The organism is Rhizobium sp. SRI_017 (assembly GCF_057586295.1).
The window spans coordinates 759,769-785,192 of record NZ_JBYCZP010000001.1; the positions used below are offsets into that span (position 1 = coordinate 759,769).

The 25,424-nt window shown below is 63.1% G+C and carries 29 protein-coding genes; 13 read left to right on the top strand and 16 right to left on the bottom strand.

The features are described from left to right. Window positions 1-12: 12 nt before the first annotated feature. Window positions 13-1,884, bottom strand: a complete 1,872-nt coding sequence (locus AC2YI2_RS03790) for a hypothetical protein (protein ID WP_487385080.1) — start codon at window positions 1,882-1,884, stop codon at window positions 13-15. Between the two features lie 140 nt (window positions 1,885-2,024). On the opposite strand from AC2YI2_RS03790, the gene AC2YI2_RS03795 reads away from it, so the two are divergent. Genes AC2YI2_RS03795 through AC2YI2_RS03805 form a run of 3 tightly spaced genes read left to right on the top strand, consistent with a single transcriptional unit; the run spans window position 2,025 to window position 4,103 of the window. Next, complete coding sequence (locus AC2YI2_RS03795) at window positions 2,025-3,026, top strand: glycosyltransferase (RefSeq protein ID WP_487385081.1); 1,002 nt, start codon at window positions 2,025-2,027, stop codon at window positions 3,024-3,026. Window positions 3,027-3,044: 18 nt separating this feature from the next. Next, entirely contained in the window at window positions 3,045-3,737 is a 693-nt protein-coding gene (locus AC2YI2_RS03800) for a class I SAM-dependent methyltransferase (RefSeq protein ID WP_487385082.1), read from the top strand. Between the two features lie 6 nt (window positions 3,738-3,743). Then, the gene (locus AC2YI2_RS03805) at window positions 3,744-4,103 is read left to right on the top strand and encodes a DMT family transporter (protein WP_487385083.1); all 360 of its coding nucleotides are present in this window, start codon (window positions 3,744-3,746) and stop codon (window positions 4,101-4,103) included. Between the two features lie 4 nt (window positions 4,104-4,107). On the opposite strand, the gene AC2YI2_RS03810 is transcribed toward AC2YI2_RS03805, so the two are convergent. Next, window positions 4,108-4,884: a helix-turn-helix domain-containing protein gene (locus AC2YI2_RS03810; RefSeq protein ID WP_487385084.1), complete on the bottom strand. Its 777-nt coding sequence runs from the start codon at window positions 4,882-4,884 to the stop codon at window positions 4,108-4,110. 126 nt (window positions 4,885-5,010) lie between these two features. Between AC2YI2_RS03810 and AC2YI2_RS03815 the strand changes: the two genes are divergently transcribed. Further along, the gene (locus tag AC2YI2_RS03815; RefSeq protein WP_487385085.1) at window positions 5,011-5,421 is read left to right on the top strand and encodes a hypothetical protein; all 411 of its coding nucleotides are present in this window, start codon (window positions 5,011-5,013) and stop codon (window positions 5,419-5,421) included. Between the two features lie 204 nt (window positions 5,422-5,625). On the opposite strand, the gene AC2YI2_RS03820 is transcribed toward AC2YI2_RS03815, so the two are convergent. The 4 genes from AC2YI2_RS03820 to AC2YI2_RS03835 all read right to left on the bottom strand — a co-directional run bounded on the left by AC2YI2_RS03820 (window position 5,626) and on the right by AC2YI2_RS03835 (window position 8,235). Beyond that, on the bottom strand, window positions 5,626-6,612 hold the full coding sequence (locus AC2YI2_RS03820; RefSeq protein WP_487385086.1) for a Gfo/Idh/MocA family protein: 987 nt from the start codon (window positions 6,610-6,612) through the stop codon (window positions 5,626-5,628). An 83-nt stretch (window positions 6,613-6,695) separates the two neighbouring features. Next, window positions 6,696-7,460: a DUF899 domain-containing protein gene (locus AC2YI2_RS03825; RefSeq protein WP_487385087.1), complete on the bottom strand. Its 765-nt coding sequence runs from the start codon at window positions 7,458-7,460 to the stop codon at window positions 6,696-6,698. An 11-nt stretch (window positions 7,461-7,471) separates the two neighbouring features. Next, window positions 7,472-7,903 (bottom strand): SRPBCC family protein, encoded by a 432-nt coding sequence (locus AC2YI2_RS03830; protein ID WP_487385088.1) that lies wholly within the window; start codon window positions 7,901-7,903, stop codon window positions 7,472-7,474. Then, window positions 7,900-8,235 (bottom strand): ArsR/SmtB family transcription factor, encoded by a 336-nt coding sequence (locus AC2YI2_RS03835; protein ID WP_487385089.1) that lies wholly within the window; start codon window positions 8,233-8,235, stop codon window positions 7,900-7,902. The genes AC2YI2_RS03830 and AC2YI2_RS03835 overlap by 4 nt, the downstream gene beginning before the upstream one ends. 115 nt (window positions 8,236-8,350) lie before the next feature. Between AC2YI2_RS03835 and AC2YI2_RS03840 the strand changes: the two genes are divergently transcribed. From AC2YI2_RS03840 to relB, 5 genes are all read left to right on the top strand, one after another. Then, window positions 8,351-8,803 carry an N-acetyltransferase family protein gene (locus AC2YI2_RS03840; RefSeq protein WP_487385090.1) on the top strand — a complete coding sequence of 151 codons (453 nt, stop codon included), beginning with the start codon at window positions 8,351-8,353 and terminating at the stop codon, window positions 8,801-8,803. A 183-nt stretch (window positions 8,804-8,986) separates the two neighbouring features. After that, window positions 8,987-9,502 carry a thermonuclease family protein gene (locus AC2YI2_RS03845; RefSeq protein WP_487385091.1) on the top strand — a complete coding sequence of 172 codons (516 nt, stop codon included), beginning with the start codon at window positions 8,987-8,989 and terminating at the stop codon, window positions 9,500-9,502. A gap of 115 nt (window positions 9,503-9,617) precedes the next feature. Next, entirely contained in the window at window positions 9,618-10,610 is a 993-nt protein-coding gene (locus AC2YI2_RS03850; RefSeq protein WP_487385092.1) for an aldo/keto reductase, read from the top strand. 224 nt (window positions 10,611-10,834) lie between these two features. Next, window positions 10,835-11,464: a 3'-5' exonuclease gene (locus AC2YI2_RS03855; protein WP_487385093.1), complete on the top strand. Its 630-nt coding sequence runs from the start codon at window positions 10,835-10,837 to the stop codon at window positions 11,462-11,464. A gap of 46 nt (window positions 11,465-11,510) precedes the next feature. Then, entirely contained in the window at window positions 11,511-11,729 is a 219-nt protein-coding gene (gene relB, locus AC2YI2_RS03860; RefSeq protein ID WP_487385094.1) for a type II toxin-antitoxin system RelB family antitoxin, read from the top strand. A 230-nt stretch (window positions 11,730-11,959) separates the two neighbouring features. Here the strand turns inward: relB and pheT are convergent, their stop codons facing one another. From pheT to AC2YI2_RS03890, 6 genes are all read right to left on the bottom strand, one after another. After that, window positions 11,960-14,389, bottom strand: a complete 2,430-nt coding sequence (gene pheT, locus AC2YI2_RS03865; RefSeq protein ID WP_487385095.1) for a phenylalanine--tRNA ligase subunit beta — start codon at window positions 14,387-14,389, stop codon at window positions 11,960-11,962. 43 nt (window positions 14,390-14,432) lie between these two features. Beyond that, window positions 14,433-15,062, bottom strand: a complete 630-nt coding sequence (locus AC2YI2_RS03870; RefSeq protein ID WP_487385096.1) for a 3'-5' exoribonuclease domain-containing protein — start codon at window positions 15,060-15,062, stop codon at window positions 14,433-14,435. After that, window positions 15,059-16,141 (bottom strand): phenylalanine--tRNA ligase subunit alpha, encoded by a 1,083-nt coding sequence (gene pheS, locus AC2YI2_RS03875; RefSeq protein ID WP_487385097.1) that lies wholly within the window; start codon window positions 16,139-16,141, stop codon window positions 15,059-15,061. Before pheS ends, AC2YI2_RS03870 begins: the two co-directional genes overlap by 4 nt. A gap of 115 nt (window positions 16,142-16,256) precedes the next feature. Further along, window positions 16,257-16,661: a 50S ribosomal protein L20 gene (rplT, locus tag AC2YI2_RS03880; protein WP_487385098.1), complete on the bottom strand. Its 405-nt coding sequence runs from the start codon at window positions 16,659-16,661 to the stop codon at window positions 16,257-16,259. Window positions 16,662-16,695: 34 nt separating this feature from the next. Continuing rightward, window positions 16,696-16,899, bottom strand: coding sequence for a 50S ribosomal protein L35 (gene rpmI, locus AC2YI2_RS03885; RefSeq protein WP_487385099.1), 204 nt, complete (start codon window positions 16,897-16,899; stop codon window positions 16,696-16,698). A gap of 282 nt (window positions 16,900-17,181) precedes the next feature. Then, window positions 17,182-18,126: a lysylphosphatidylglycerol synthase domain-containing protein gene (locus tag AC2YI2_RS03890; RefSeq protein ID WP_487385100.1), complete on the bottom strand. Its 945-nt coding sequence runs from the start codon at window positions 18,124-18,126 to the stop codon at window positions 17,182-17,184. Window positions 18,127-18,214: 88 nt separating this feature from the next. Between AC2YI2_RS03890 and AC2YI2_RS03895 the strand changes: the two genes are divergently transcribed. Together AC2YI2_RS03895 and AC2YI2_RS03900 are read left to right on the top strand one after the other, a co-directional pair. Then, entirely contained in the window at window positions 18,215-19,216 is a 1,002-nt protein-coding gene (locus tag AC2YI2_RS03895; protein ID WP_487385101.1) for a glycosyltransferase family 2 protein, read from the top strand. Between the two features lies 1 nt (window position 19,217). Then, a complete protein-coding gene (locus AC2YI2_RS03900; RefSeq protein ID WP_487385102.1) occupies window positions 19,218-20,723 on the top strand; it encodes a glycosyltransferase family 39 protein in 1,506 nt (501 codons plus the stop codon). Window position 20,724: 1 nt separating this feature from the next. Here AC2YI2_RS03900 and AC2YI2_RS03905 read toward each other — a convergent pair whose 3' ends face one another. The 3 genes from AC2YI2_RS03905 to AC2YI2_RS03915 are packed head-to-tail and all read right to left on the bottom strand — an operon-like array spanning window position 20,725 to window position 23,211. Further along, entirely contained in the window at window positions 20,725-22,074 is a 1,350-nt protein-coding gene (locus tag AC2YI2_RS03905) for a sensor histidine kinase (RefSeq protein WP_487385103.1), read from the bottom strand. Then, window positions 22,071-22,736: a response regulator transcription factor gene (locus AC2YI2_RS03910; RefSeq protein WP_487385104.1), complete on the bottom strand. Its 666-nt coding sequence runs from the start codon at window positions 22,734-22,736 to the stop codon at window positions 22,071-22,073. The genes AC2YI2_RS03905 and AC2YI2_RS03910 overlap by 4 nt, the downstream gene beginning before the upstream one ends. A gap of 1 nt (window position 22,737) precedes the next feature. Then, the gene (locus tag AC2YI2_RS03915; protein WP_487385105.1) at window positions 22,738-23,211 is read right to left on the bottom strand and encodes a PepSY domain-containing protein; all 474 of its coding nucleotides are present in this window, start codon (window positions 23,209-23,211) and stop codon (window positions 22,738-22,740) included. A gap of 71 nt (window positions 23,212-23,282) precedes the next feature. Here AC2YI2_RS03915 and AC2YI2_RS03920 point away from each other — a divergent pair, with 71 nt between their 5' ends. Then, complete coding sequence (locus AC2YI2_RS03920) at window positions 23,283-23,798, top strand: hypothetical protein (protein ID WP_487385106.1); 516 nt, start codon at window positions 23,283-23,285, stop codon at window positions 23,796-23,798. 120 nt (window positions 23,799-23,918) lie between these two features. Here AC2YI2_RS03920 and infC read toward each other — a convergent pair whose 3' ends face one another. After that, window positions 23,919-24,455: a translation initiation factor IF-3 gene (gene infC, locus AC2YI2_RS03925; protein ID WP_487385290.1), complete on the bottom strand. Its 537-nt coding sequence runs from the start codon at window positions 24,453-24,455 to the stop codon at window positions 23,919-23,921. Window positions 24,456-24,628: 173 nt separating this feature from the next. On the opposite strand from infC, the gene AC2YI2_RS03930 reads away from it, so the two are divergent. After that, the gene (locus AC2YI2_RS03930; protein ID WP_487385107.1) at window positions 24,629-25,423 is read left to right on the top strand and encodes an alpha/beta hydrolase; all 795 of its coding nucleotides are present in this window, start codon (window positions 24,629-24,631) and stop codon (window positions 25,421-25,423) included. Window position 25,424 lies beyond the last annotated feature (1 nt).

Here is a 25,424-nt window from a genome sequence, read left to right on the forward strand (position 1 = left end):
CGCCGGATTGCCTCAGCGTTGGATCATTTCAAAAATCCGAAGGCCGGACACTTCTTCCATCGGGAGTTCTTCGAGAAAGCCGGGGACCTCGTTTTTCGACAGCGCGGCGTAGAGGCCTGAGGGGTATTCCTTGGCGATGCGTTCCGCCATCGGGTCGTCGTCGCAGAGCAGGACGTAGCGAACGTTCTGCTCCGCGAGTTTGGTGAATGCCATGTCGGGCTTGGCCATACCGATCTCGATGGAAGCGACCATGCCGCGCTGGTTGCGGTGGTAATTGGCGCCGAGCACCGAATGCGGCGTATAGCGCAGCAGCGCCGGACCTTCGTTGAAGCTCGTCAGCACGCGGCCCGCCGGCAGGGTGGCGAGGCGCGCACCGCTCTCGGCGGTCACGCAGACCAGCGCGGCGCTCTCGTTTTTCGTGTCGTTCGCTGTGTTCGTCGTGGCGCCAGCCAGTGCGTTCATCGGATCCGCGGCGAGGACGCCGACGACGGTCCAGACCGACGGGACGCTGAACAGCGCAGACAGCACGAAGGCCGTCACCGCCCGCATGTCATTGCGCCGCCCGAGATACAGACTGCGCAGATCGGCAACGAGGGCGGAGAGCGGGATGAAGGCCAGGAAGTTCGCAAACAGCATGCCGCGTACCTGGACGGCCGAGACCGCCCAGCTCGTTGCGATCAGGCCGAGCAGCACGGCATGCGGAATGACCTGCTCGCCGCGCAGGATGCGCATCACGCATACTGCCAAGCCGATAATGCCGACGGCGTAGAAGGTGCCGATGTTGGTGGGGTCCGCATCCATGACCGCCATGATCGATTGCGCTTCGCCGATCGAACTGAGCCAGTAGGTCTTGAGCAGCGGATCGAGGCTGTTGAGCGGGTTTTGCAGGCATTCCGGAGCGATCGCAACAGCGAGCAGCAGGACCACGACCCCTGTGGTGGCGAGCGAGGCCAGGCGGGCGGTGAGCGTCCGTCCAGTCAGTGCAAGGGCCGAGCCCGCGAGCATGGCACCGCCAGCGGAAGCAAGCACCAGGTAGCCGAGCGAGAGGGTGTCGCAGGTGACACTGGCCCAAAGCCGCGCCGGCGTCGTCGCGAAGAAAAGGATGCCAGTGGCGAGCGCGAAAGCGACGCCGAAGCCGATTGCCGCGCGGCGGTAGCGTTCGCCATTGAGCGCCCAGAGGAGCGCAACGCTCATTGCCGCGACCGCCACATGCGGCGTGGTCTCGGCGCCAATAGCGAGCGCGAATGCGCCAGCAACGGCTGCCGCTGCAAAATTCGAGGCCCGCGCCAGCGGATCGAGCAGCATGGCCGCGATGAAGGTGACAAGGATGAGCTGGACATTGTGGTGATCGATGGCGCCCGGGCGGAAGCGGACGATGGCGACCAGGAAGACGAGCGAGAGGATGAGGCCGATCACCATGCCGCTTTTGCCGCCGAGGCGGTAGCTGGCGAGCGAGGCGGCGGCGAGAAGCGGCAGGATGAGCAGCAAGGGCCATGTCACGACCGCAGCCGCCTCGGCCTGCTGAGGCCCGAGAAAGAGCCCGTAGAGATTTATCAGCTGGGCGATCGGCCAGTCGATGAGCCGCGACCAGTGCATCAGCGTGCCGCCATCCGGGCCGAGCCGGCGCTGGTCGAGATCGAACCAGCTCTGGCCGGCCAGATAGTCGCGCACCTCAACGAGACGCATCGTATCGTCGGGATCCACGCCGACATAATCGGTCGCGTTCACGAACCAGAGCACGAGCTGCACGATCACGGCAGCAAGGCTCACCAGCAGGACGATCGTCAGCAACTGCCTCGGCAGGAGGCTGTCGCCTGGCTCCACACGCCGCCAGCTTACCAGTGTCCGGCTCGAAACCGGCCGGGCGGCCGCAGTTTGGTTCATGATTCAAGCCCGCAAGCGCAATTATCCCTCAGCGCTGCAACCTAAGCTTAACCTTCTCAAGAAATAGTAAAGCCGAGGAGACTGCGCCGTGTCCCCCGATCCTGGCGCGCGAACGCGAGAGAGCGAGCGAGACCCCGCCGATGACCCACGACTACGAGATTGCGGTGCTCATTCCCTGCTACAACGAGTCGCTGACCATCGGCGACGTGGTGCTGGGTTTCCGGCGAGCGCTGCCGACGGCGCGGATCTATGTCTACGACAACAATTCCCGCGACGACACCGCGATGCGCGCAGCGCTGGCCGGCGCGACCGTGTTCCGTGAAAAGCGCCAGGGCAAGGGCAATGTCGTGCGCCGCATGTTCGGCGACATCGAGGCCGATATCTACCTGATGGCCGACGGTGACGGCACCTATTCGCCAGAGGACGCCGAGAACCTGGTCAACACGCTGCTCACCGAGCGGGCCGATATGGTTGTCGGCACTCGCCGCGACGTGACCGTCGATGCCGGCCGCAAGGGCCACGCCTTCGGCAACAAGATCTTCAACCGGCTCTACCGCTCGATCTTCGGCAAGGACTTCACCGACATCTTCTCCGGCTACCGCGCCTTTTCTCGGCGTTTCGTGAAGAGCTTCCCGGCGATATCCGATGGTTTCGAGATCGAGACGGAGATGTCCGTCCATGCCTCACGGTTGAAGATGCCGGTCTGCGAGCTCGAACTGGACTACGGCCGACGGCCGGATGGATCGCATTCCAAGCTCTCCACATTCGGCGATGGGCGCAAGATCCTCTGGATGTTCGCCATGCTGATGAAGGAGACGCGGCCCTTTGCATTCTATCTCATGTTCGCCGCCGCACTCTTCGCCGGTGGGGTCACGCTATCGCTGCCGGTCCTCTACGAATTCTTCTCCACCGGCCTGGTGACGCGTATGCCGACCTGGATCCTGGCCGTCACGATGGTCGGCATGTCCTTCGGCATGTTCATGGCCGGCCTCATCCTGGATTCGCTGGCGCGCACGCGCGTCGAGCAGCTCCGTATCCACTATCTTGGCCAGCCGGGCATCGTCCGGACACCGATGCCGTCCATGCCCATGGCCGCGACGCGCAAGAGTGGCAACAATCCGATCAAGACCAAGGCCGCCTGAGGCCATCGAGGACTGAACATGAACCGGGAAACGACCAACCGCATTCGCTTCGTCATCGAGGACATCCTTCCGGCCGCATTGCGGGATTCGCAGCTCTTCCGTCGCGCCGCAAAAATGGCCTGGGGCGACCACATCGATCATCTCGCACGCTTCCGCGAACGCGCGCCGTTCCTGACGAGCGAAGAGTATGCCGACCTCTACCGCAAGCATCCGCGCGTGCATGAGGGTACCGACAATTCCGAAGCCTGCATTCGCGAGATCATCAAGTTCGTGGCCGGCGACAGCGTGGCCGATGTCGGCTGCGGCACCGGCGCGCTGCTGTCGCGTATCAAGGCAGCCCGCAAACTCGACCGCATGACTGGCGTCGATTTCGTCATCGACGATGCCTCGCGTCTCGACGGCATCGAATATGTCGCGGCCAAGGTGGAGGAACTGCCCTTTGCCGACGGCGAATTCGACACCGTGATCTGCACCCATGTGATCGAGCACGTGCTCGAATATCACAAGGCGATCGCCGAGCTTCGCCGGGTCGCCAAGAAGAAGCTGATCATCGTCGTGCCGCGCGAGCGGGAATCACGCTACGCCTTCAACCCGCATTTCAACTTCTTCCCCTATACCCACTCCTTCCTGCGAGCGATGCATCCGGTGCCGGCATCCTATGTCTGCGTCGATATCGGCCGCGACATCTTCTATGCGGAAGACCGGTCCTAGTCCGCCATGTTCAACTTCCCACTCCCGATCTGGATCGGCCTGCTCGGGACGCCATTCCTGATCGCGTCCGGCCAGGTGCTGTTCAAACTGACCAGCGCCACCACCGGCGGGCTCGACGCGCGAGGGCTGACGGGTCTGTTGTTCAATCCGATCTTCATCGTCGCGATCGCACTTTACGCGATCGGCACGATCATCTGGATCTTCGTGCTGAAGCAGGTACCCCTGACGATCGCCTACTCGTTCATGGGCCTGACATTCTGCTTCGTGCCGCTGCTCGCCCAGTATTTCCTCGGCGAAGCCCTGACGCTGCGCTACCTGCTCGGTGTGATCCTGATCATCGGCGGCATGATCGCGATCAACAGCTGAGGCGTCAGCTTCCTTCGAAATGGACCTTGGTGGCTTCGTCGGCCGGAAAGAAGGACTCGATGAGCACGCCTTGCGCCAGCGCATCCTGTACCGAGCCAAAGGTGGTGAGCGTGGTGATGAAGCTCAGCGTCTTGCCACCAAGCTTCATCGATATCGGCAGGATGGGAAGACGCGCGCTTTCCGGGTGTTCCTCCAGGGCCTCCTGCACCTCGGGCAAGGCAGCCAGTCGCTCTATCCGCCGCGAGAGTGGTGACCGCGGCCCCTGCAGCCAGGCTTCGCCACGGATGCGGTGGACGAGATCGGCTGCCGTCACGCGCCAGTTGGTGATGATGTCGCGAAGCGGCGACGGGCTGAGATAGGCATCGAGGAAATTGATACCGGGCTTCACCTCGATCCCGGCCAGACCGGCAAGCACAGCGAAGGGGCGATTGGCCGCGAGAACGTTGTATTCGTGGTCGAAGACGACGCCGGGATAGGGATCGTGCCGGTCAAGGATGAGGCGGATCGCTTGTGCGATCGCAGGTGGCAATTTGTCGAGCGCCTGGGCAGGATTGGTGCCGAAGCGCGGGCGGAAACCGGCGGCCGAAAACATCATTCCCTGATCGCGCGCGGGGATATCGAGCACGGCCGAGAGCCTGAGGATCATCCCCTCCGTTGGCCGCGAGCGGCCGGTTTCGAGGAACGAGACGTGGCGCGAGGAAATGCCGGCCTCCGTTGCCAGATCGAGCTGGCTCATCCGCCGGTGCCCGCGCCATTCCTTCAATTGTTCGCCGAACTGCATGGGATTCTCCGATATGCCTGCCCGGATAAGAGAGCATCGGCAGCCGCAAATCCATTACCTCTGAGGTAATTGGTTTCCTTCCCTCCAACGGCAATGATCGGAGCGTCAACACGAAAGGAACACACCATGTTCGATCTCATCAAGCGCAATCTTCTGAAATACACCCTTCTCGTCGACGGCATCGTCTCTGTCGTCGCCGGCGCTGCCTTCCTCGGCTTTTCCGGCCTCGTGGCAGAATTGATCGGGCCGGCCTTAACCGGCAGCATCATCATGGGGCTCGGCGCCTTTCTCTTCGTGTGGGGGCTGTTTCATCTGGCCATGAGCAGCCAGCCCACCGCGTCGGCCGGCGGGGTTCGGGTTGCGATCATCGGCGACGCGCTCTGGGTGCTGGGCAGCATCGCGGTGCTGGCTGTCGACTGGAGCGGGCTGACCGCCATCGGCGCGACGTTCATTGCGGTGCTGGCCGTCGCGGTGGCTGACATCATGCTGCTGAAGATGAAGGGGCTGAGCGATCAGCAGAGGATGGCGATTGCCTGAGGCATCACGGTCTTGGCTAAGACCCCTCCCCGTCCCTCCGCACAAGGGGGAGGGCTAAGTTGGGGCAGCGCCCCTGCCCCTCGATCGACACCAGGCAGCTGCCGCAACCGACCGGCCTTCCGCAACACGTTGCGGTCAATGGACGAGGGCGCGGCAGATTAAGCCCTCCCCCTTGTGGGAGTTTGGGAGGGGTCTTTCGAACCCTCACACGTCTTCCCAGCCCGCCTTCTCCGAAGCCCGGTACACCGCGTCGATGAATTTCTGGTTGTTCTTCGAACTCTCCAGCGTCACCACCTCTTCCTTCTCGCCGCGTGCGGCGCGGGTGAAGGCTTCGGCCTCGAGCTTGTACTGGCGGCAATCCTGGAAACGGAAATGCTGGGACTGCGAGTGGTTCTGGTTGGTGAGTTCGAGTTCCTCGGCGCCATAACGGTTGGCGTTGAAGGGCGACTTGACCTCGATGTAGCCCTTCTCACCGTGGAAGACCATGACCTGGCGCGCGGCGAGCTGGGTGGAGATGTAGAAGGACAGTTCGAAATCGCCGAAATCGGCGCGGACCGAGGAATAGATGTCGGTGCCGAATTCCTTGTCACGGTCGGTCGTGGCCTGGACGCGCAGCGGTTCCTTGCCCGTGACGAAACGGGTGGAGATCGTCGGATAGACGCCGATATCGGGCAGGCCGCCGCCGCCGAGCGACGGGATGTTGCGCATGTTGCCCGGGTCGCGGTTGTAGTAGGTGAAGGCGCCCTGGACGTGCTTCAGCGTGCCGATCGCACCCTCCTGGATCAGCGAACGGACCTTCCGCCAGACCGGGGAATAGGTGACCATGTAGGCCTCGGTCACCAGCACCTTGTTGCGGTCGCGGGCGGCGATGAGGGAATCGATCTCGTCGGCATGAAGCGCGATCGGCTTTTCGCAGAGCACATGCTTGCCAGCATCGGCCGCCTTTATCGTCCATTCGACATGCTGCGAGGTCGGCAGCGGGATGTAGACCGCGTCGATCTTGTCCGACGCCAGCATCTCCTCATAGGAGCCGAAGGCATGCGGCACCGAAAAGCGATCGGCCATGGCGCGCGCCTTGGAGAAATCGCGGCTGGCGATGGCGGAGACGACGCAGTTGTCCGCATCCTGGATGGCCGGCACGACCAGCTCCTCGCCGATCCGTGCCGTCGAAATGATACCGAAGCGTAACATCGTTTCCTCCCGATCTTGGTTTCGGCGGCACAGTATTGGCTCGCCGGAACCAAGGCAATCAGGAAAAGACGAACGTACCTCCATCAGCCGCCGCAGCAGGCGGCGCCGGCTCGCAGGACATGCTCGTATCTGTCGTGGTGACGGACCCAGGCCATGATGTGCGGCTCGTTGTCCTCGTCGCGGCCCTTCGGCACCATGTCGAGGAAATTGTAGGTGTTCATCACATCGTCGAGGCCGCGGCCATAGGTCGAGTAGGTGTGATAGATCGCACCCGAAATATCCTTGAAGAAGACGCTCGCGCCATGCAACTCCTCGATCGGAGGCGCTTCGCTGCCGAAATTGTAGATCGGTTCGCCCGCCTCGACTTCCTCGGACGTGAAGCTGACGCCGAAATCGAAATTGAAATCGGAGCCATTGGACGACAGCCAGGGAAACTTCCAGCCCATGCGGGACTTGAAGGCGGCGATCTCCGGGAAAGCAGCGCGGGACACCGCGACGAGGGTGACATCGCGGGCGGCGAGATGCGGCAGCGTGCCGTCGAAATGGTCGGCGACATAGGAGCAGCTCTTGCAACCCTCCTGCCAGCCAGGCGCGAGCATGAAATGATAGACAAAGAGCTGGCTGCGCCCCGCAAACAGATCGGATAGGGACTGGCGTCCGTCAGGGCCTTCGAAGACGTAGTCCTTGTCTACTTTCACCCAGGGCAGCGCGCGGCGTTCAGCAGCCAGCGTGTCGCCCAGGCGGGTCAATTCCTTCTCGCGCTTGAGCAGCGCCTTGCGGCTCGCGAGCCAGGCCTCGCGCGATACCACGGCATGTCCGTCGGCGGTATTTCTGACGATCTGGTTCATGACATTCCTCCTTACTGAAAAATGCGTTCAAGCTGGTTGATCGCGCTCGTCCAGCCACCCTGGTGGCTGCGGCGCTCGTCTTCGGATGGCAGGCCGGCATGGGTCATGACGAAGAGCGTGTCGTTACCCGCAGGCGTGAGCTCGATGGTGATCTCGGTCTCGATACCGGCCATGGCTTCGGTCTCCCATGTCCAGGAGAAGGCGAGCTTCCGCGGTGGGTCGATTGCGCGATAAGTGCCGCGGGCAGGATAGGTGCGGCCATCCGCCTCCAGCATGACCAGCCTGAATTCGCCACCGGGCACCGGATCATTCTCGATCGAAGCGACCGTCAGGCTCTCCGGGCACATCCAGCGACGGATCAGGTCGGGATTGACGAGCGCATCGAAAACCTTCTCCGGCGAAGCCTTCATCACGCGGCGCATCACGATCGGCGGATGGGTCATTTGCTGTCCTCTTTGTCGGGTTCTTCAACGAGCTTGGCGAGCGCGTCGATACGACCTTCCCAGAAGGCGATGTAGCGGCCGATCCATTCATTGGCGGCAACCAATGGCTCGCGCTTGAATTCGCAGCGCCGCCACTGCGCTTTGCGGTGGCGCACGATCAGGCCCGCATCCTCCAGAACGTCGATATGGCGCGACACGGTCGGCAGCGAGAGAGCGAAGGGCTCGGCCAGTTCGCCGACGGAAGCATCCCCCTCGGAGAGGCGCGCCAGGATTGCCCGGCGGGTCGGGTCGGCCAGGGCGGAAAAGACGGCACTGAGGTGATCAGTCTGCATGGTTGCTGTCCGGGTCATCATTATTTGTGTATTTAGCTAATTACGCAAATAATGTCAAGCCACTTTGCCGGATCGCGGAATTCGGCTAGAGGCCGAGCAGGCAGGGAGGACAACAATGACGCTGGACATCAGGGACGCACGGGCATCGGATGAGGCGGAATGGCGGAGACTCTGGGCCGGCTATCTCAGCTTCTATGCGGTCGATCTCGCGCCCGAGGTGACGGCCGGCACCTGGCGGCGGATCATGGATCCGGGTTCGCCCGTGGGGATGCGCGTCGCTGAACGCAACGGCAAGCTCGAGGGCTTCGCCATCCACCTCTCGCATCCCTCGACCTGGGTGCTGTCGGAGGATTGCTATCTCGAAGATCTCTATGTCGACGAAGCGACCCGCGGCGGCGGTGTCGGCAGGGCGCTGCTCGACGACCTGATCGCGCTGGCCGAGCGCAGGGGCTGGTCGCGGCTCTACTGGCACACCGACGAGAACAATGCCCGGGCGCGACGTCTCTATGACAGCTACGTCAAGACCGACGGCCATGTGCGCTATAGGATGAAGTTGCCGCGCCGCTGATCGGGACTTAAGATTCGGTTAAGGCAGGGCGCCTAGGCTCACGATGTGAGCAAGGCCGCCAGATCCAGCACCAGACGCAGAAAGCCGAATGCGGGGAGCCCTCCCCGCCGGAAGATCGGCCGCGACCTGTTCGCGGCGCTGGTAGTGGGGTTGGGCGTCCTGCTGAGTCTTGCATGGACGGGCGTGGATACATCCGCCGCCCGTGATCTGCTGACGACCGCCTCGACCACGATGCGGGAACTTGCCTCCAACCTCTCCGCGCAGACATCGGACGACAGGCTCCCCGTCTCCTCGATCGGCGACAAGACGCGGATCAAGCAAAGTGATGCTCGCCGCTATCCGGTCTGCTCCGGCGGGGCGGCGCGCGACAACTGCGTCGTCGACGGCGATACGTTCACCATGGATGGAACCACGATTCGTATCATGGACATTGACGCGCCGGAGACGCATCCGCCGCGCTGTGCCTACGAAGCCGATCTCGGCGATCGGGCGACACGGCGGCTGTCGCAGCTGTTGAGCGCCCGCGCCTTTCAGTTGGTACGGGCCGATCGCGATATCGACAAATATGGCCGTCAGCTTCGCGTGGTGATCCGCGACGGGCGCTCGATCGGCAAGATTCTGGTCGGCGAAGGCCTGGCAAGGACATGGACCGGCAAGCGCCGTCCGTGGTGCGACGGCAATCACAGCGTAGCCGGCTGATCGGAGCACCAGCCTTGCAACGCCGTACCGGCGGCTCTATTTCTTGGACACTCTTCCTTTCTCCGACCGGTGCCCTACCGCGTCGACATTCCGCCGCTCTCGAAAGGACTCTTCCATGAAGACGCGCAAACTCGGACGTGAACTCGAGGTGTCCGCCATCGGCCTCGGCTGCATGGGCTTCAGCCATGGCTATGGCGGCGCCGAGGAGAAGGATGCCATCGACGCGATGCATCGCGCCGTCGATATCGGCATCTCCTTCTTCGACACCGCCGAGGCCTATGGTCCGCTGATCAATGAGGTGCTGGTCGGCAAGGCACTCAAGCCGCATCGCGACAAGGTGGTGATCGCCACCAAATTCGGCTTTCGCTACGAGACCTATGGCGGTGTGACAAAGCAGGTCGACGGTACCAACAGCCGGCCCGACAACGTCAGGGCCGTCGCCGAGGCCGCGCTAAAGCGGCTCGGCACCGATGTCATCGACCTCTATTACCAGCATCGTGTCGACCCAGACGTGCCGATCGAGGAGACCGTCGGCGCGATGGCGGATCTGGTGCAGGCGGGCAAGATCCGCGCCCTGGGACTTTCCGAAGCCTCGCCTGCCACCATACGCCGGGCACATGCCGAGCACCCGATCACCGCGGTGCAAAGCGAATATTCGCTGTGGACCCGCGATCCCGAAAACGGCGTTCTCGAAACCTGCCATGAACTTGGCATCGGCTTCGTGCCCTTCAGCCCGCTCGGAAGGGGCATGTTGACGGGCACGCTGAAGCAGGAGGATCTGGCCAAAGGCGACTTCCGCCTCGGTCTGCCACGCTTCCAGGGCGAGAATTTCGATCGCAACGCGGCACTTGTCGGCAAGCTCACCGACCTCGCCAGCGACAAGGACGTCACGGCAGCACAGCTCGCGCTCGCCTGGGTGCTGCACCAGGGCGATTTCATCGTGCCGATCCCGGGCGCGCGCAATATCCGCAACATCGAGGACAATGTCGCCGCGACCGAAATCACGCTCACCGACGCCGAAGCGGCTGAACTCGGCCAGCTGATCTCGCCCGACATCGCCGCCGGTGCGCGCTATACCGACGCGATGATGAAGATGACCAACCTTTGAGGTTAGTGCCCGAAGCACCCCCTCACCCAGCCTCCGCTTCGCTCGGCCGACCTCTCCCCGCCGGGGAGAGGAGTTCCGAAGCGTCGCAGCAGCCTCCCCTCTTCTCCCCAGCGGGGAGAAGGTGGCCCGAAGGGTCGGATGAGGGGGATAAACTCCCGCTCTCCCTTGCCAATCAGCTCGTCCAGTTCTACCCCGGAACGGGGGCAGCAAGGCGGATCACAAACGTGGCAGGAAAATCACCGAGGCATCTTCTCTTCGTCGATGTCGAAACGACGGGTCTCACCTATGACGACCGGGTGATCACGCTCGGCGCCGTCGAGCTGGACCTGGAGGCGTTGCAGGATGGCGCGGACTGCACCAATACCGGCCACCTGATCTTCAATCCCGGCCGCCCCAGCAATCCCTTCGCCGCCGCCGTGCATGGCTATGACGACTGGACGCTGCGGTTCCAGCCGGATTTCTCCGCCCATGCCGAGGAGATGATCGCGCCCTTCGAGCGCGCCGACAGCGTCATCGCTCATAACGCATCCTTCGACGAGCGCTTCCTGCGCGGCGAATTCTCGCTCTGCGGCCACACGCTGGGCCCCGCGCGCTTCGACTGCTCGATGCGGCGCTACAAGACCAAATACGGCCGCCCCGGCGGGCTCGACAAGGTGCTCGCCCATATGGGCCATCGCGGCCGCGGAAAGCTGCACGGCGCGCTGGAAGATGCCTGGCTCTGCATGCAGGTGTGGCTGTGGTTGCATGGGATGCCGCAGCCTGAGGCGCGGGAGGATTTGCTGCATCCGCCGAGCAACTGGGTGGAGCCGGAGCTGAAGCCGCTGCGGAATGCGCGGAAGGTGATGGGGTTGTAGCTGCGGTTATCGCTCGCTGTGCTGATTTGAGTCACGAGGATTGGATATGGCAACCATCAGCATTCGCATTGGTGACGATCTCAAACGACACCTGAACCAAGTCGCCGAGATGACAGGCTTGAGCCCGAGTGCGATTGTTCGGGACGCCATTTCTGACAAACTCGAAGAACTGGCAGATTTTCACATCGTGAAAATGCGGATGGCCAAGCCTTCCAAAACAATTTCGAATGATGATGTTTGGAAGGACATCGGCATTGAGAATTGAGGCTGGGGTATTACCCCCCTCTGTCCGGCAGGACATCTCCCCCTCAAGGGGGGAGATCCGATGGAGCGGTCGTTCGGCTCCCTTTACCGTCGAATGCTCAGGATGCGAGGTCGGTTTGTGGCGAAGTCCGCGCATCTCGCCGATTTCCCCCCTTGAGGGGGAGATGTCCGGCAAGACAGGGGGGGTACGGCCAAGGAACACAAAGCTTAACCATCGGCCCTGTTTAGCGATTAACCCCTGAGCACCCCGCCCGTGGACTTCTCCACATTGGCGATAATCCGCTTGGTCAGAGCGTCGAAATCCTCGTCCGTCAGCGTCCTCTCCGCCGGCTGGATGGCGACTTCGATGGCGATGGACTTCTTGTCTTCGCCGAGCGAGGCGCCTTCGAAGACGTCGAAGACATTCACGGCCGTGATCAGCTTGCGATCGGCACTGCTGGCGGCCTTGACGATCGAGCCGGCATCCACCTTGCGGTCGACGACGAAGGCAAAGTCGCGCTTGACGGCCTGGAAGGGCGAGAGTTCCAGCACCGGCTTGGTGCGGGTCGCCTTCTTCTTCGGCTCGGGCAGCTTGTCGATGACGAGTTCGAAGCCGCAGAGCGCGCCGGAGACGTCCAGCGCTTCCAGCGTCTTCGGATGGAATTCGCCGAAATGGCCGATGACCAGTCTCGGGCCCATCTTGATCGTGCCGGAACGGCCGGGATGGTACCAGGCAGGGCCACCCTGCTCGATCTGCAGGTTGGAGACCGGGAAGCCGCAGGCCTCGAGCACGGCGAGCGCGTCGGCCTTGGCGTCGTAGACATCGACTTGTCTGCCGCCGCCCTGCTCCTTGTTGGACCAGAGCCGGCCCTGGCCATTGAGCGTCGCGGTGCCGCGGCGGACACCGCCGGCGATGCGGCGCTGGCCGTCTGCCGTGTCGTCCTCGTATGTGCCGGAGACTTCGAACAGCGCAACGTCACCATAGCCCTTGGCGGCATTGCGTTGGGCGGCTGCGAGCAGACCCGGCAGCAGCGAGGGCCGCATGTCGGACATGTCAGAGGCGATCGGGTTTTCGAGCTTCAGCGCCGGCGAACCGCCGCCGAAGAGCACGGCGTGCTCCGTCGGGATGAAGGACCAGGTGACCGCTTCCAGCATGCCGCGCGCGGCAAGCGCCCGCTTGGCGAGCCGCGAGCGGATCTGCAGCGTGGTCAGGATCTTGGTGTTGACGTCGCCGAGGCGCGGCAGGGCCTGCGCCTTGATCTCGTTGATGCCGTGGATGCGCATGACTTCCTCGACCAGATCGGCCTTGCCGTCCACATCGGGCCGCCACGACGGGACGTAGGCCGTCACAGTGTTGCCTGTGCCTTCGATCTTGAAGCCGAGACGGGTGAGGATCGAGACCGACTCCTCCTTGGCGATGTCGAGGCCGGTCAGGCGCTTGACCTCTGAGAAGGGGAAAGTCACGGCCTTGGGCGTGTAGCCTTCATAACCGACGACATCGAGCTTTGCCGGCGTGCCGCCGCAGAGTTCGAGCACCAGTTCCGTTGCGCGTTCAAGGCCGGGGACCATATATTCCGGATCGACGCCGCGCTCGAAGCGGTAGCGCGCATCGGTGATGATGCCGTGCTCGCGGCCGGTGCGGGCGACATTGAGCGGGTTCCACAGTGCGGACTCGATGAGCACATCAGTCGTGTTCTCGTCGCAGCCGGAATGCTCGCCGCCCATGATGCCGCCGATCGACTCGACGCCGTTGTCATCGGCGATCACGACATTGGCAGGGTTCAGCTTGTATTCACGGGTGTCGAGCGCCAGCACCGTCTCGCCATCCCTGGCGCGGCGGACCACGAGGATGCCCTTCACCTTGGCGGCGTCGAAGACGTGCAGCGGCCGGCCCTGGTCGAAGGTCAGGTAGTTGGTGACGTCGACGAGCGCATTGATCGGTCGGAGGCCAATGGCGCGCAGGCGCTTCTGCATCCAGGCGGGGCTCGGGCCGTTCCTGACGCCGCGCACGAGGCGGAGCGCGAAACCCGGGCAGAGCGCCTTGTCGTCGCCGGCGAAGTCGAGCGTCACCTTGACCGGCGTCTCGCCTTCGATCTTGAAAGCAGGCGCGGGACGGGTCTTGAGCGTGCCCATGCCTGACGCGGCGAGATCGCGGGCGATGCCGTAGATCGAGGTGCAGTCCGGCCGGTTCGGCGTCAGGTTGATCTCGATGACCGGATCGTCGATGCCGTAATATTTGGCAAAGGACGTGCCGACGGGCGCATCCTCGGGCAGGTCGATGATGCCGTCATGGCTGTCGGAGATTTCGAGTTCCTTCTCCGAGCACATCATGCCGCGGCTCTCGACGCCACGGATATTGCCGATGCCGAGCGTCACATCGATGCCGGGTACATAAACGCCCGGAGCCGCGAAAGCGCCGACAAGCCCGGCCCGCGCATTGGGCGCGCCGCAGACGACCTGCACGGGGGCGCCCGAGCCGATATCGACCGAGAGAACCTTGAGCTTGTCGGCCTGCGGATGCTTTTCCGCCGTCAATACCTTGGCGATGATGAACGGGGCAAAACCCTTCCTGTCATCGACGCTTTCGACTTCGAGGCCGATCAGCGTCAGGCGCTCGCAGATCGCGTCGAGCGAGGCGTCGGTGTCGAGGTGATCCTTGAGCCAGGAAAGCGTGAATTTCATTGCGCAGTTTCCTTCATAATGTGTCCTGTGCCCGCTCCGGTTCCTACCGTGCCTGGGCCGTCGAAATTTCCGGCAGCGCTGGTTGCCGCTGCCTCGCCATGTCGAGAAGCCGGGCAAGCAGTGACGCATAACCTCGCGCATCATCGATGGCGCGATGGGTATGCGGGTGGTTACCCAGCCATTCCGGCGGTATCACGCTGCCTGCCGTCTGCGGGCCGGTCTGGCCGAGAACGCCAGACATGTAGGCGCCGATATCGAGCGGGCTGGCATTGAATATGCAGCGGCCCCAATAGGCGACGTCGAGAATGAACGTATCGGCGAAGGTCCGCAGATAGACGTCCATCCAGTCACCGTCGAACACCACTGGCCGCGCCGCGAAAGCGCGAAGCCCCGGGAAACCCTGGACCCAATCGGCATAGCGCCGCATGACCGCGGAGGGCTCTTCCGGATCGGCGGTGGCCGCAGCATAGGCGTCGCGCTGCGTCGCCCACCACGTCATTGTCCGCTCATCGACAGTCCGGTCGAGGCGCGGCAGCAGGGTGGCCTCGAATTCTCCGCAAATCTCGCCGTCCTCGCGCAGGACCACACTGGCGAAGCTCAGCATGGAATGGCGAGCCGGATCGGGACCGTTGGTCTCGATGTCGGTGACGAAGTAGTGCGCAACCGAGGTCATGCGCTCAAACCGCCGAACAGCGTCGGCATGTCGAGCGGGCGGAAGCCGTAATGGTTCATCCAGCGGACATCGGCGTTGAAGAAGTCGCGGAGATCCGGCATGCCGTATTTCAGCATGGCGATGCGGTCCAGCCCCATGCCCCAGGCGAAGCCCTGGTAGACATCGGGGTCGAGCCCGCCGGCCCGCAGCACATTCGGGTGGACCATGCCGCAGCCGAGGATTTCCATCCAGTCGGTGCCTTCGCCGAACTTTATGACGTCGCCGGAACGGTCGCACTGGATATCGACCTCGACCGACGGCTCGGTGAAGGGGAAGAAGGACGGGCGGAAGCGCATGTTGACCGAGGGCACTTCGAAGAACGCCTTGCAGAATTCCTCCAGCACCCAGCGCATGTTGGCGACATTGGCCGTCTTGTCGATCACCAGGCCTTCGACCTGGTGGAACATCGGCGAATGGGTCGCGTCCGAATCCTGGCGATAGGTCTTGCCGGGTATGATGATGCGGATAGGCGGCTGCTGGGCCTCCATGGTGCGGATCTGCACCGGCGACGTATGGGTGCGCAGGACCTTGCGCTCGCCATTGGCGTCGGGCGGCAGGAAAAAGGTGTCGTGCATCTCGCGCGCCGGATGGCCGACCGGGAAATTCAGGGCGGTGAAATTGTAGTAATCGGTCTCGATATCGGGACCTTCCGCGATCGAGAAGCCCATGTCGCCGAAGATCGCCGTGATCTCGTCGATGATCTGGGTGATCGGGTGGATACGGCCGCGCTCGGCCGGCGAAGAGCGGACCGGCAGCGTGACATCGACGGTCTCGCGGGCGAGACGCGCGTTGATCGCTTCGTCCTTCAGCGCCGACTTCCGTGATGCAATGGCGTCGGTCACTTCGGTCTTGAGCTGATTGATCGCCGCGCCGCGCGTCTGGCGCTCTTCCGGGCTCATGGCGCCGAGCGTCTTCAGAAGCTCCGAGATCGAGCCCTTCTTGCCGAGCGCATTGACGCGAACGGCCTCGATTGCCGCCTCGTCGGAAGCGGATGCGATTTCCGCCGTGATGGATGATTTCAACTGGTCGAGGTCGGACATGGATCGCTCGTGAATTTGCGAGGAGACTTCAGGAAGGACAGGACAAGAAAAAACCCGCGCTAGCCCTGCCAGCGCGGGTTTCCCAATAATGAAATAGAACTTGGGAAGCGCTGGCTTACTTGACCGCGCTTTCAAACTCGTTGGTGGTGCCGGCGTCCTTGAGGTAATCAAGTGCCTTCTTGGAGGCGGCGACGAGCAATCCGAAGGCTTCCGGCTGGCTGATTGCCATTTCCGACATCACCTTGCGGTCGACTTCGATGCCGGCCTTGGTCAGGCCGTCGATGAAGCGGCCATAGGTCAGGCCGTGCTCGCGGACAGCGGCATTGATGCGCTGAATCCAGAGCCCGCGGAAACTCCGCTTCTTGACCTTGCGGTCGCGCGTTGCGTACTGCATCGAACGATCGACGGCAGCCTTCGCGGTGCGGATGGTGTTCTTGCGACGGCCGTAAAAGCCCTTGGCGGCCTTCAGAACCTTCTTATGCTTGGCGCTGGACGTGACGCCTCTTTTCACACGTGACATGTCATGATCTCCTTAAACAGAAAAGCGCTGGGTCTCAGAGACCGTTGGGCAAATAATTCTTGATCACCTTGCGGCCATCGGGTTCAGCCAGAACCATGGTGCCGCGGGCGTTGCGAATGAACTTGTTGCTGCGCTTGATCATGCCGTGACGCTTGCCGGCAGCTGCCGACAGAACCTTGCCAGTCGCGGTGATCTTGAACCGCTTCTTGGCAGCAGACTTCGTCTTCATCTTGGGCATTTTGCTACTCCATTGTTCTGGTTTTTATAGAAACGGACGGATGAAGCCCATTTCAAGCATAAAGAACGGCCACGGCATGCCCTGCCGGACCGTTCGGACGGGCGGTGTATAACCGCGAGCGGGAAAAAGCGCAACGGGGTGGTGGGAGATTCTTTGAGCGTTGGGGATCGCCCCTCATCCGGCTGCGTCCTGCGGACCCTTCTCCCCGCGTGCGGGGAGAAGGGAGACGTGGCACCGTCAGCACCTCTAGCGTCCCCTCTCCCCGTCCTTACGGGGAGAGGGTCAGGGTGAGGGGCGAGTTCTGGACGAAAGCATCAATGAGAGCCCGGTCCCTACCAGCGCCGAGACGACGATCAACAAATGCGCGTTGATACTCGCCTTGGCCAGCACGTCCAGTGTGGCCGCATCCCTCGCCGATCCGAATGCCGCCGCGCCTGCCGTGATCCCCGCCGGATAAGTTCCAACACCTGCCGGTGCATGGACTGGCAGCACGGAAGACAGTTCCCCACCCAGCGCGCCGCCGAACATGGCCGTGATCGGCAGCACGCCCATCAGGCCCAGCACCCAGGCGAGGACCAGCACCTTGACGCCCCAGTTGAGCACTGTGAGCAGCCAGGCGCGGATGAAGGCTGAGATATTGGCAGGGAGGCCGTCATCGATCTCGTCGGCGATGCGCGCCAGCCTGCCGGACAGCCGGCCACGAACGGCCTGCATCAATGGCCGCTTGAATGGAAAGAGCAGGAGCGGCAACAGCAGGAAGAGTGCCCAAAGTATCCCGGCCAGATAGGGGCGCGACGAACCTGCGACGAGCCCGAGCCCCGCCGCGGCCAACAGCGCGTGGAGATCCAGCAGTCGGAGCACCAGCAGCGCTGCCGTGCCATGGGCGAGCGGCACGCCGAATTCGGAGCGCATCAGGATGGGAAAGCTTGTCTCGCCGGCGCGGAAAGGCAGCATGATGTTGAGCAGGTTATGCACCTGCGTGACGCGAAACAGCCGCAGGAACTGCCCACCTGTCTCGCGTGGGAAATAGTCCTGCATCCGGTGGGTGCGGATGACATAAGTGCAGACCAGCAGCACCAGCGCCAGCAGGATCGTCGGCAGCCCAACGACCTGCCAGCCGGCGAGGATCGTGCTCCAGCCCCAGATCCATTCGATGAAGGCGGCATAGAGCGCGACCACCGCCACCGTCAGCAGCGTGATCCTGTTGTGCCACAGCAGTCTTCCCATGGAACCCGTGACTTCTCGCCCGATTGCCTTGCCCCGGCGCCTGCTATAACAGATGGCCCAACCAAAACCAGCCATTGCGGAGCCTGTCTTGCTACAGCGCCAGTCGCCGGTCGAGACCACTTTCGACCTTGAAACCCCGATCGAACTCTCCGTCCTCGTGCCCGTGCATAACGAGGAGGAGAACGTGACGCTGATGGTCGAGCGGATCGCCGATGCGCTCAAGACCTACGACAAGCGGTGGGAACTGATCCTGATCGACGACGGCTCCACCGATGCGACGCTGTCCCGCGCCCGCAAGCTGCTCGGCACGCCGGGTTTCGAACTTCGCATCATCGAATTCCAGCGCAATTTCGGCCAGGCGGCGGGCCTGCAGGCCGGCTTCGACGCCGCTCGCGGACGGCTGATCGCGACGCTCGACGGCGATCTGCAGAACGACCCCTTCGACATCCCGCGGATGATCGAGGCGCTGGAAGAGCGCGATCTCGACATGCTCTGCGGCTGGCGCAAGTCGCGGCAGGATGGCCTCTGGCTTCGTCTCATCCCGTCCTGGACAGCCAACCGGCTGATCCGCAGCATCACCGGCGTGCATATCCACGACTATGGCTGCGGCCTAAAGCTCTACCGCGCCGAGATCGTCAAGCAGGTCCGCATCATGGGCGGCATGCACCGCTTCATCCCGGCCTGGATCGCGAGCGTCGTGCCCTCGACGCGGATCGGCGAGATGGTGGTCAATCACCATGCCCGCCAGTTTGGGACGTCGAAATACGGCCTGTCGCGCACGTTTCGCGTCATCCTTGATCTTTTGGCCGTTCTGTTCTTCATGCGCTTCCGCGCCCGCCCCGGCCACTTCTTCGGCATGATCGGCCTTGCCTTCGGCGGCATCAGTGCGCTGATGTTCCTCTGGCTGTTGATCGTGAAATTCGGCTTCGGCGAGGACATCGGTACGAGGCCGCTGCTGACGGTTGCCATGATGCTGTTCCTCGGCTCGGTGCAGATGATCACGACAGGCATCCTCGCCGAGATGATGGCGCGGTCGGACAACGCCCGGCTCGGCTACTCCATCCGCAAGATCCACGAGACGGACGACTGACGTGCTCGCAAGGCTCATGCGCGACGGCGGGGTGCTCTATTTCCTGCTCGCGATCTATTTCGCGGTCAATGCCGCCTTGCGAATTGCCCTGCAGGGCTCGCTCGAAATGGAAGAGAGCCGGCTGTTCTTCCTCGCGCAATGGCTCGCGCCCGGCTATGGCGGCCAGGCGCCGCTAGCGGTCTGGATGCAGCATGGCGTGACGCGACTGGTCGGCGCGAATTTGTTGGCCGTGGTCGTTCTGGAGAACCTTCTGCTGTTCCTCGCCTATGCCTTCGTCGGCTGGGCGGCCTTTCAGGTGATGCGCAACCGGGCGCTGGCGATCATCGCGGTGCTCGGCATGTTGCTGCTGCCGCAAGTCGCCTATGAATTGCAGCGTGACGGCGGGGCTTCAACCGCCGTGCTGATGGCGACGGCGTTCTTCATCGCCACGCTCTTTGCGATGCTCTATCGGGGATCGTTCTTCGGCCATCTGCTCGCGGGCCTCGGCATCGGCGTTGGCCTCCTCGCGAGCTACGATTTTGTCCTGTTGCTCGTCGCGGCGCTTGTTGTGATCCTGCTTGAGCCAGCGTTCCGGGCGCGGCTCACGAACTGGCGGATCATTGTGACCATCATCGTTGCCGGCGCCGTGTTCGCGCTGCATGCAATGTGGTTGCGTGATAATCTTGCACTGGTCGTCGCGCAGAGTGTTGCGCGAATTCCGCATCATGCGGGTGCCGATCAAACTTCGCAGGTCATCGAGGGTCTGTTCTCGCTGATTGCCGCTCTTGTCGGATTCTTCTTGCCGACTGTGATCGTCTTCTGGCTGGCCTTCGGCCGGCGCTTTCCCGAGTCCTGGCAGGCGTCGAGCCCATGGACGCGGCTCGTCAGCCGCATCTCCGTGCTGGTTATGCTTGTACTGATCGCCCTCGTCGTCTTCGGCGGCGCGTCTGCCATCCATGATCGCTGGCTGGTGCCGGTCTTCTTCATGGTGCCGCTCTATTTCAGCCTGAAACTCGACGCGCTGAACCAGACCATCGGCAATGCGCCGAAACGCTTCGGCGCGATCGTGCTCCTGGTGATGATTGCCGTGCCGCTGGCGATTGCGGCACGCGTGCCTGCGGCGCACTGGACGGGCCGGCATACGGCGCTGAACGTGCCATATCGGGAAGCAATCGCGGCAATCCTGGCCTCTGGCCAGCACCCACCATCCCTCATTTTCGCCGAGGATGTCGAACTGGCCGGCAACCTGTACCTTGGCGCGAAAGGGATTGCCGTCGTAGCGCCGGGCCATTCCCATTTCGAAAAAGGGTATGCTTTCGACGAGACCCATCCGCTGCTGATCGTCTGGCATGCCGGATCCGACGGACAGACGCCAATGCCCGAGCCGCTCGCCCACCTGCTCGCCTTCCAGGTCGTAGCCGGCGCCACCAAGCCGTCCGCGGCGTTTGTGAGCTTACCCTACCGCTTCGGCGCGGAAGGCCAGACGTTTCGGGTTGGCTATGCCTGGGTCTATCCGCGAGCGCCTTGACCTAAGCCGGCACTTTCGCGCGGCGAACACTTTTCACCGGAAAGCGCAGGGCGACTTCCAGGCCGCCGGTGGTCGCTTTGCCCAGCGTCAACGTTGCCCCATAGGCCTCCGCGATATCCGCCGTTATCGCCAAGCCCAGGCCCGAGCCGCCACTCGCGCTCTTGCCGTGAATGCCGCGTTGCAAGGCAGCGGCTTGGTCAGCCAGCGGAATACCGGGACCGTCGTCGGAGATCGTGGCGACGACGTCATCGCCCTGGCGTTCGACGTTTACCGCTATTTCACTGCGAGCCCACTTCGACGCATTGTCGAGAATGTTTCCAAGCGCCTCCGCGAGATCCGCGGGGTCCGCCTCGACCCGCACATCGCCCCGGATGTCGAGGCTCCAGTCGAGCGGCGCGTCGCGGGCCGGCTTCAGCACCTGGATCAATTTGCCGGCGAGCTCACCGACATCGGCGCTCAGCATGCGCTCGACACCAAGGCGCGCGGCCTGAAGCTGCCGGTCGGCGCGCTGGCGGATGAGGTCCACCTGCCGGAGCGTCATTTCCGCAGAGGCCGGCTCCATGCAAGAGGCAAGCTGCGAGATGACCGTCAATGGCGTCTTCAATCCATGCGCCAGATCCGACGCCCGGCTGCGCGCCCGCTCGATCGCCTCATCGCGCTCCTGCAACAGCAGATCGATCTCGCGTACCAGCGGTCGGACTTCCGCCGGTCCCTCGTCCGTCATGCGGGTAAGGGCGCCGCTGCGGATATCGGTCACCTTCTGGCGGAGCCGGTTGAGCGGGGCAAGGCCAACAACGGACTGCGCCGTCGCCGCCACCGCGAGCAGGCCCGCCGTGACCAGCAACATCCGCAGGAGTTCGCTGTGGAACCCCGTCAGCGCGGCCTCCAGCTCGGCCTTCGGAAAGGCTGTGTAGATGCAGAAGCTTCGCCCGCCCTTGTTCTCTCCCAGCACGGAGTCCTGCGAGAGCACGAGCATGGTCTGCCCATCGGGGCCGGCAGCCTCGAGAAAGGGGGGATGGGCGGAGGGCTTCATCATGCCTTCGGATATTGTGGTGTCCCAGAGCGATCTTGATCGCTCGAGAATCACGGCATTCTCCTCCAGAGCCCAATAACGTCCCCCTGCGGGAAGATGAAGCCGCGGATCGGAAGGTGTCGCGGTCAGTGCAAGCTTGCCGTCCTTCACTGTCGTCGACGCGGCGAGACTGTCCGACAGCACAGTCATCTCGGTCAGGTACTGGTTGACGACATAGTTGGTGAAGAGCCGGCTTAGCGCGACCCAGACAACGGCCAGTGACAATCCGATCGCGACGAGGGCACCCAGAGCGAGGCGAAGGCGAAGCGAGCGGATCATTGCCGGTCGTCCAGGAGGAGATATCCGAATCCACGCCGATTCTGGATGGAATCCGGCGACGTCTTCCTGCGGATGCGGGCGACCATTGCCTCGATCGCGTTCTTGGCGGAGTCATCATCCCTGCCCTGTACATGGGACGCGAGCTCTATAGCCGGCACGACCGAACCCTTATGCGTCGCGAGATAGGCAATCAGCCGATATTCCATCGGGCTGGTGTCGACCGGCTGGCTGTCGAAGCTGACCCGTTTCGAGGCTTCGTCGAGCTGAAAACGACCGGCGACGATCGTCTGGGCGGGTCGGAATTGCGCGCGGCGGAGCAGCGCCCTCAGGCGCGCCAGCAGTTCCTCGGAACGAAAGGGCTTGGGAAGGTAGTCGTCGGCACCGGCGTCGAAGCCGTCCACCCGCTCCATCCACGAGCCCCGGGCGGTGAGGACCAGCACCGGCGTCTGCAATCCGGCCTGGCGCCAGCGCTTCAGGATCGAGAGACCATCCATGCCGGGCAGGCCGAGGTCGAGGATGATGGCGGCATAGTCCGTGGTCTCGCCACGCTCCCAGATCTCGGGCCCGTGCGTGGCGACATCGATCAGGAAGCCGGCAGCCTCGAGCTGACCGGAGACAAGGCTGGCGATGGCGGGGTCGTCTTCGGCGAGCAGAATCCGCATCTCAGAAACCCAGCAAGCCGATAATCCGGCCGGTGCGGGCATCGAGCCGGACGGTCTGGATGACGCCATCAGTCCGTCGGACCTTGACGCGATACTGCGGTCGGCCGGCACGCGCGAGAAGATCGATGTCGATCACCCGGCCGCGCACCTTCTCGGCGACAATGCGCAAAGCGGTCTTGAGCGGGATGACGCGCCCGAGCTCGCGCTCCCTGAGCGCCTGGTCCTGCGACCACTCGTCATCCTCGCGTTTCTTTCCCTTGTCGCCCCCGTGGTCATCGCCGCCCTCATCATGGCCACTTTCGTCCCCACCACCATCATCGTCGCCACCCGAACCGCTATCGTCGCCGCCGCCGTCGTCATGTCCTCCATCATCCCGGCCGCCGTCTCCGCCATCCTTTGTCCACGCGATCTCGGACCGCGCGGACAGGGTCGCGCCGGCGAGGAGAGCGAGGAACATGCGGCGAGTGAAGACCAACTCAAATGCCTTTCAATATCTGCCCGGATCATGGTCCCGGGTCCGTCCGGCGTCAATCGCGACACCCTGACATGCAGACGCCCGCCATCTCGAAACGAGAATGGCGGGCGCGGCGCCGGCTGCCGTGCGGCGGGCGGGCCGGCGTCGGGGCTCAGTCCTGCTCAGGTGTGATTGGGACCGTGATGATCGCGGCCGCCGTGCTGGTCGCGGCCCTTGTGACGGCCGTGGCGATCACGCTGGCCGTGATTGTCGCCGTCGTCATCGTCATCGTCGTCATCGTCATCGTCGCTATCGTCGTCAGCGCTGCCGTCGTCGTCATCCTCGCTGTCATCTCCGCCGGAATGATTGCCGTCATCATCGGGGCCGTCATCGGCACCGTCGCGAGCAAGGGCGGAGCCGATGGTCTCGAGCCTGCCGCCGAACGCGGCCGGGACGAGTGGTGCCGCGAAGAGACCGGCGAGTGCGGCTCCCGAGAACAGGAGCGAACGCCGGGTGGTGCTGATGTCGGTGTCCTTGGTGGTCATGTCATCCTCTCTTTCGAGGCGAGCGGAACGCCCGCGCAACGGAGCCGTCTGCTCCATGGATGACACTATGCGGTCGCGACGCTGACGATCCGCTGAGTCCGGGTGTCAGCATTCCGTCAGCAAAGAAAAGCCGTCCGGAGCAAGGCTCACGGACGGCTTGAATTCTCTGATATCAGGTCCCGCCTACTTCGGAGCGAGAACCATCATCATCTGGCGGCCTTCGAGCTTCGGCTCGGCTTCCACCTTGGCGATCGTGGTCGTGTCGTCCTTGACCTGAAGCAGGAGCTTCATGCCAAGTTCGAGGTGGGCCATTTCGCGGCCACGGAACTTAAGGGTGACCTTGACCTTGTCGCCTTCGTCGAAGAAGCGCTGCATGGCCCGCATCTTCACCTCATAATCGTGGGTGTCGATGTTCGGACGCATCTTGATCTCTTTGATCTCGATGATCTTCTGCTTCTTGCGGGCTTCGGCGGCCTTTTTCTGCGTCGCGTATTTCAGCTTGCCGAGGTCGAGGATTTTGCAAACGGGCGGCTCGGTGTTGGGCGAAATCTCGACGAGGTCGAGTCCTGCTTCTTCCGCCATCGCGAGAGCCTGAGCGGTCTCTACGACGCCGAGATTGGCGCCTTCGGCGTCGATCAACTGGATGCGGGGGACGCGTATTTCGCGGTTGGAGCGCGGGCCGCTGTTGGTAGGGCCTTCCGCCTTAAAAGGTCTGCGAATGGTCGTATTCTCCTCAGTAGTTTACAATAGGGGCTCTATCTGCCATCAGCGACGTGCGATTGCAATCACCGAAGCAGCCGGGTCCGCGTTCTTATCACGGTTTCTACGCGAAATCATCTCCGGAAATCACCGCCGGACGGCCTGCTGTGGGCTCAGACGAAGGTGGAAACAGAATGCAGGACGAGGCGCTCGGCGTACAGTTCATCGATGTGGGGCAGGTCCCACATGTAAGGCGGATTGCCGCAATTGCAACCCCCGGCGCGACCAGTGACGTTACAGTTGTCTGGCTCGGCGGCTACCGGTCAGACATGACCGGCACAAAGGCCATAGCGCTCGAGGCTCAGGCCCGCAGACTTGGTGTGAGTTTCCTTCGTTTCGACTATTCCGGCCATGGCCAGTCGAGCGGGCACTATACCGAAGGCACGATCTCGCTCTGGCTCGAGGAGTCGCTTGCCGTGATCGCCCGGCTTGCGCCCGGCAAACTGGTTCTCGTCGGATCGTCGATGGGTGCCTGGATCGCGCTCCGGGTGATTGAGGAGTTGCGCAAGCGCGGCGAAGGCAGCCGCGTCGCCGGCATGGTGCTGATTGCGCCGGCGCCGGACTTCACCTCTGTGCTCATTGAGCCGCACCTGAGTGAAAAAGAGCGCAGTTCGCTCGCTGAGAGAGGCTATTTCGAAGAAGAATCGGCCTACTCGTCGGAACCAAACCGCTACACACGTGCCCTGATCGAGGATGGCCGCCACAATTTGGTCATGAGCGGCCTGATCCACACCGGATGTCCGGTCCACATTCTCCAGGGTATGAAGGATCCAGACGTTCCCTATGCCCATGCGCTTAAAATCATGGAGAAAATCGTCGGTGACGACGCGATCCTGACGCTTGTTCGCGATGGCGACCACAGGCTTTCACGCCCCGAAGACATTGCGCAGATCGAAGCCGCGGTCGGTGCCATGCTTGCCCATGCCTGAT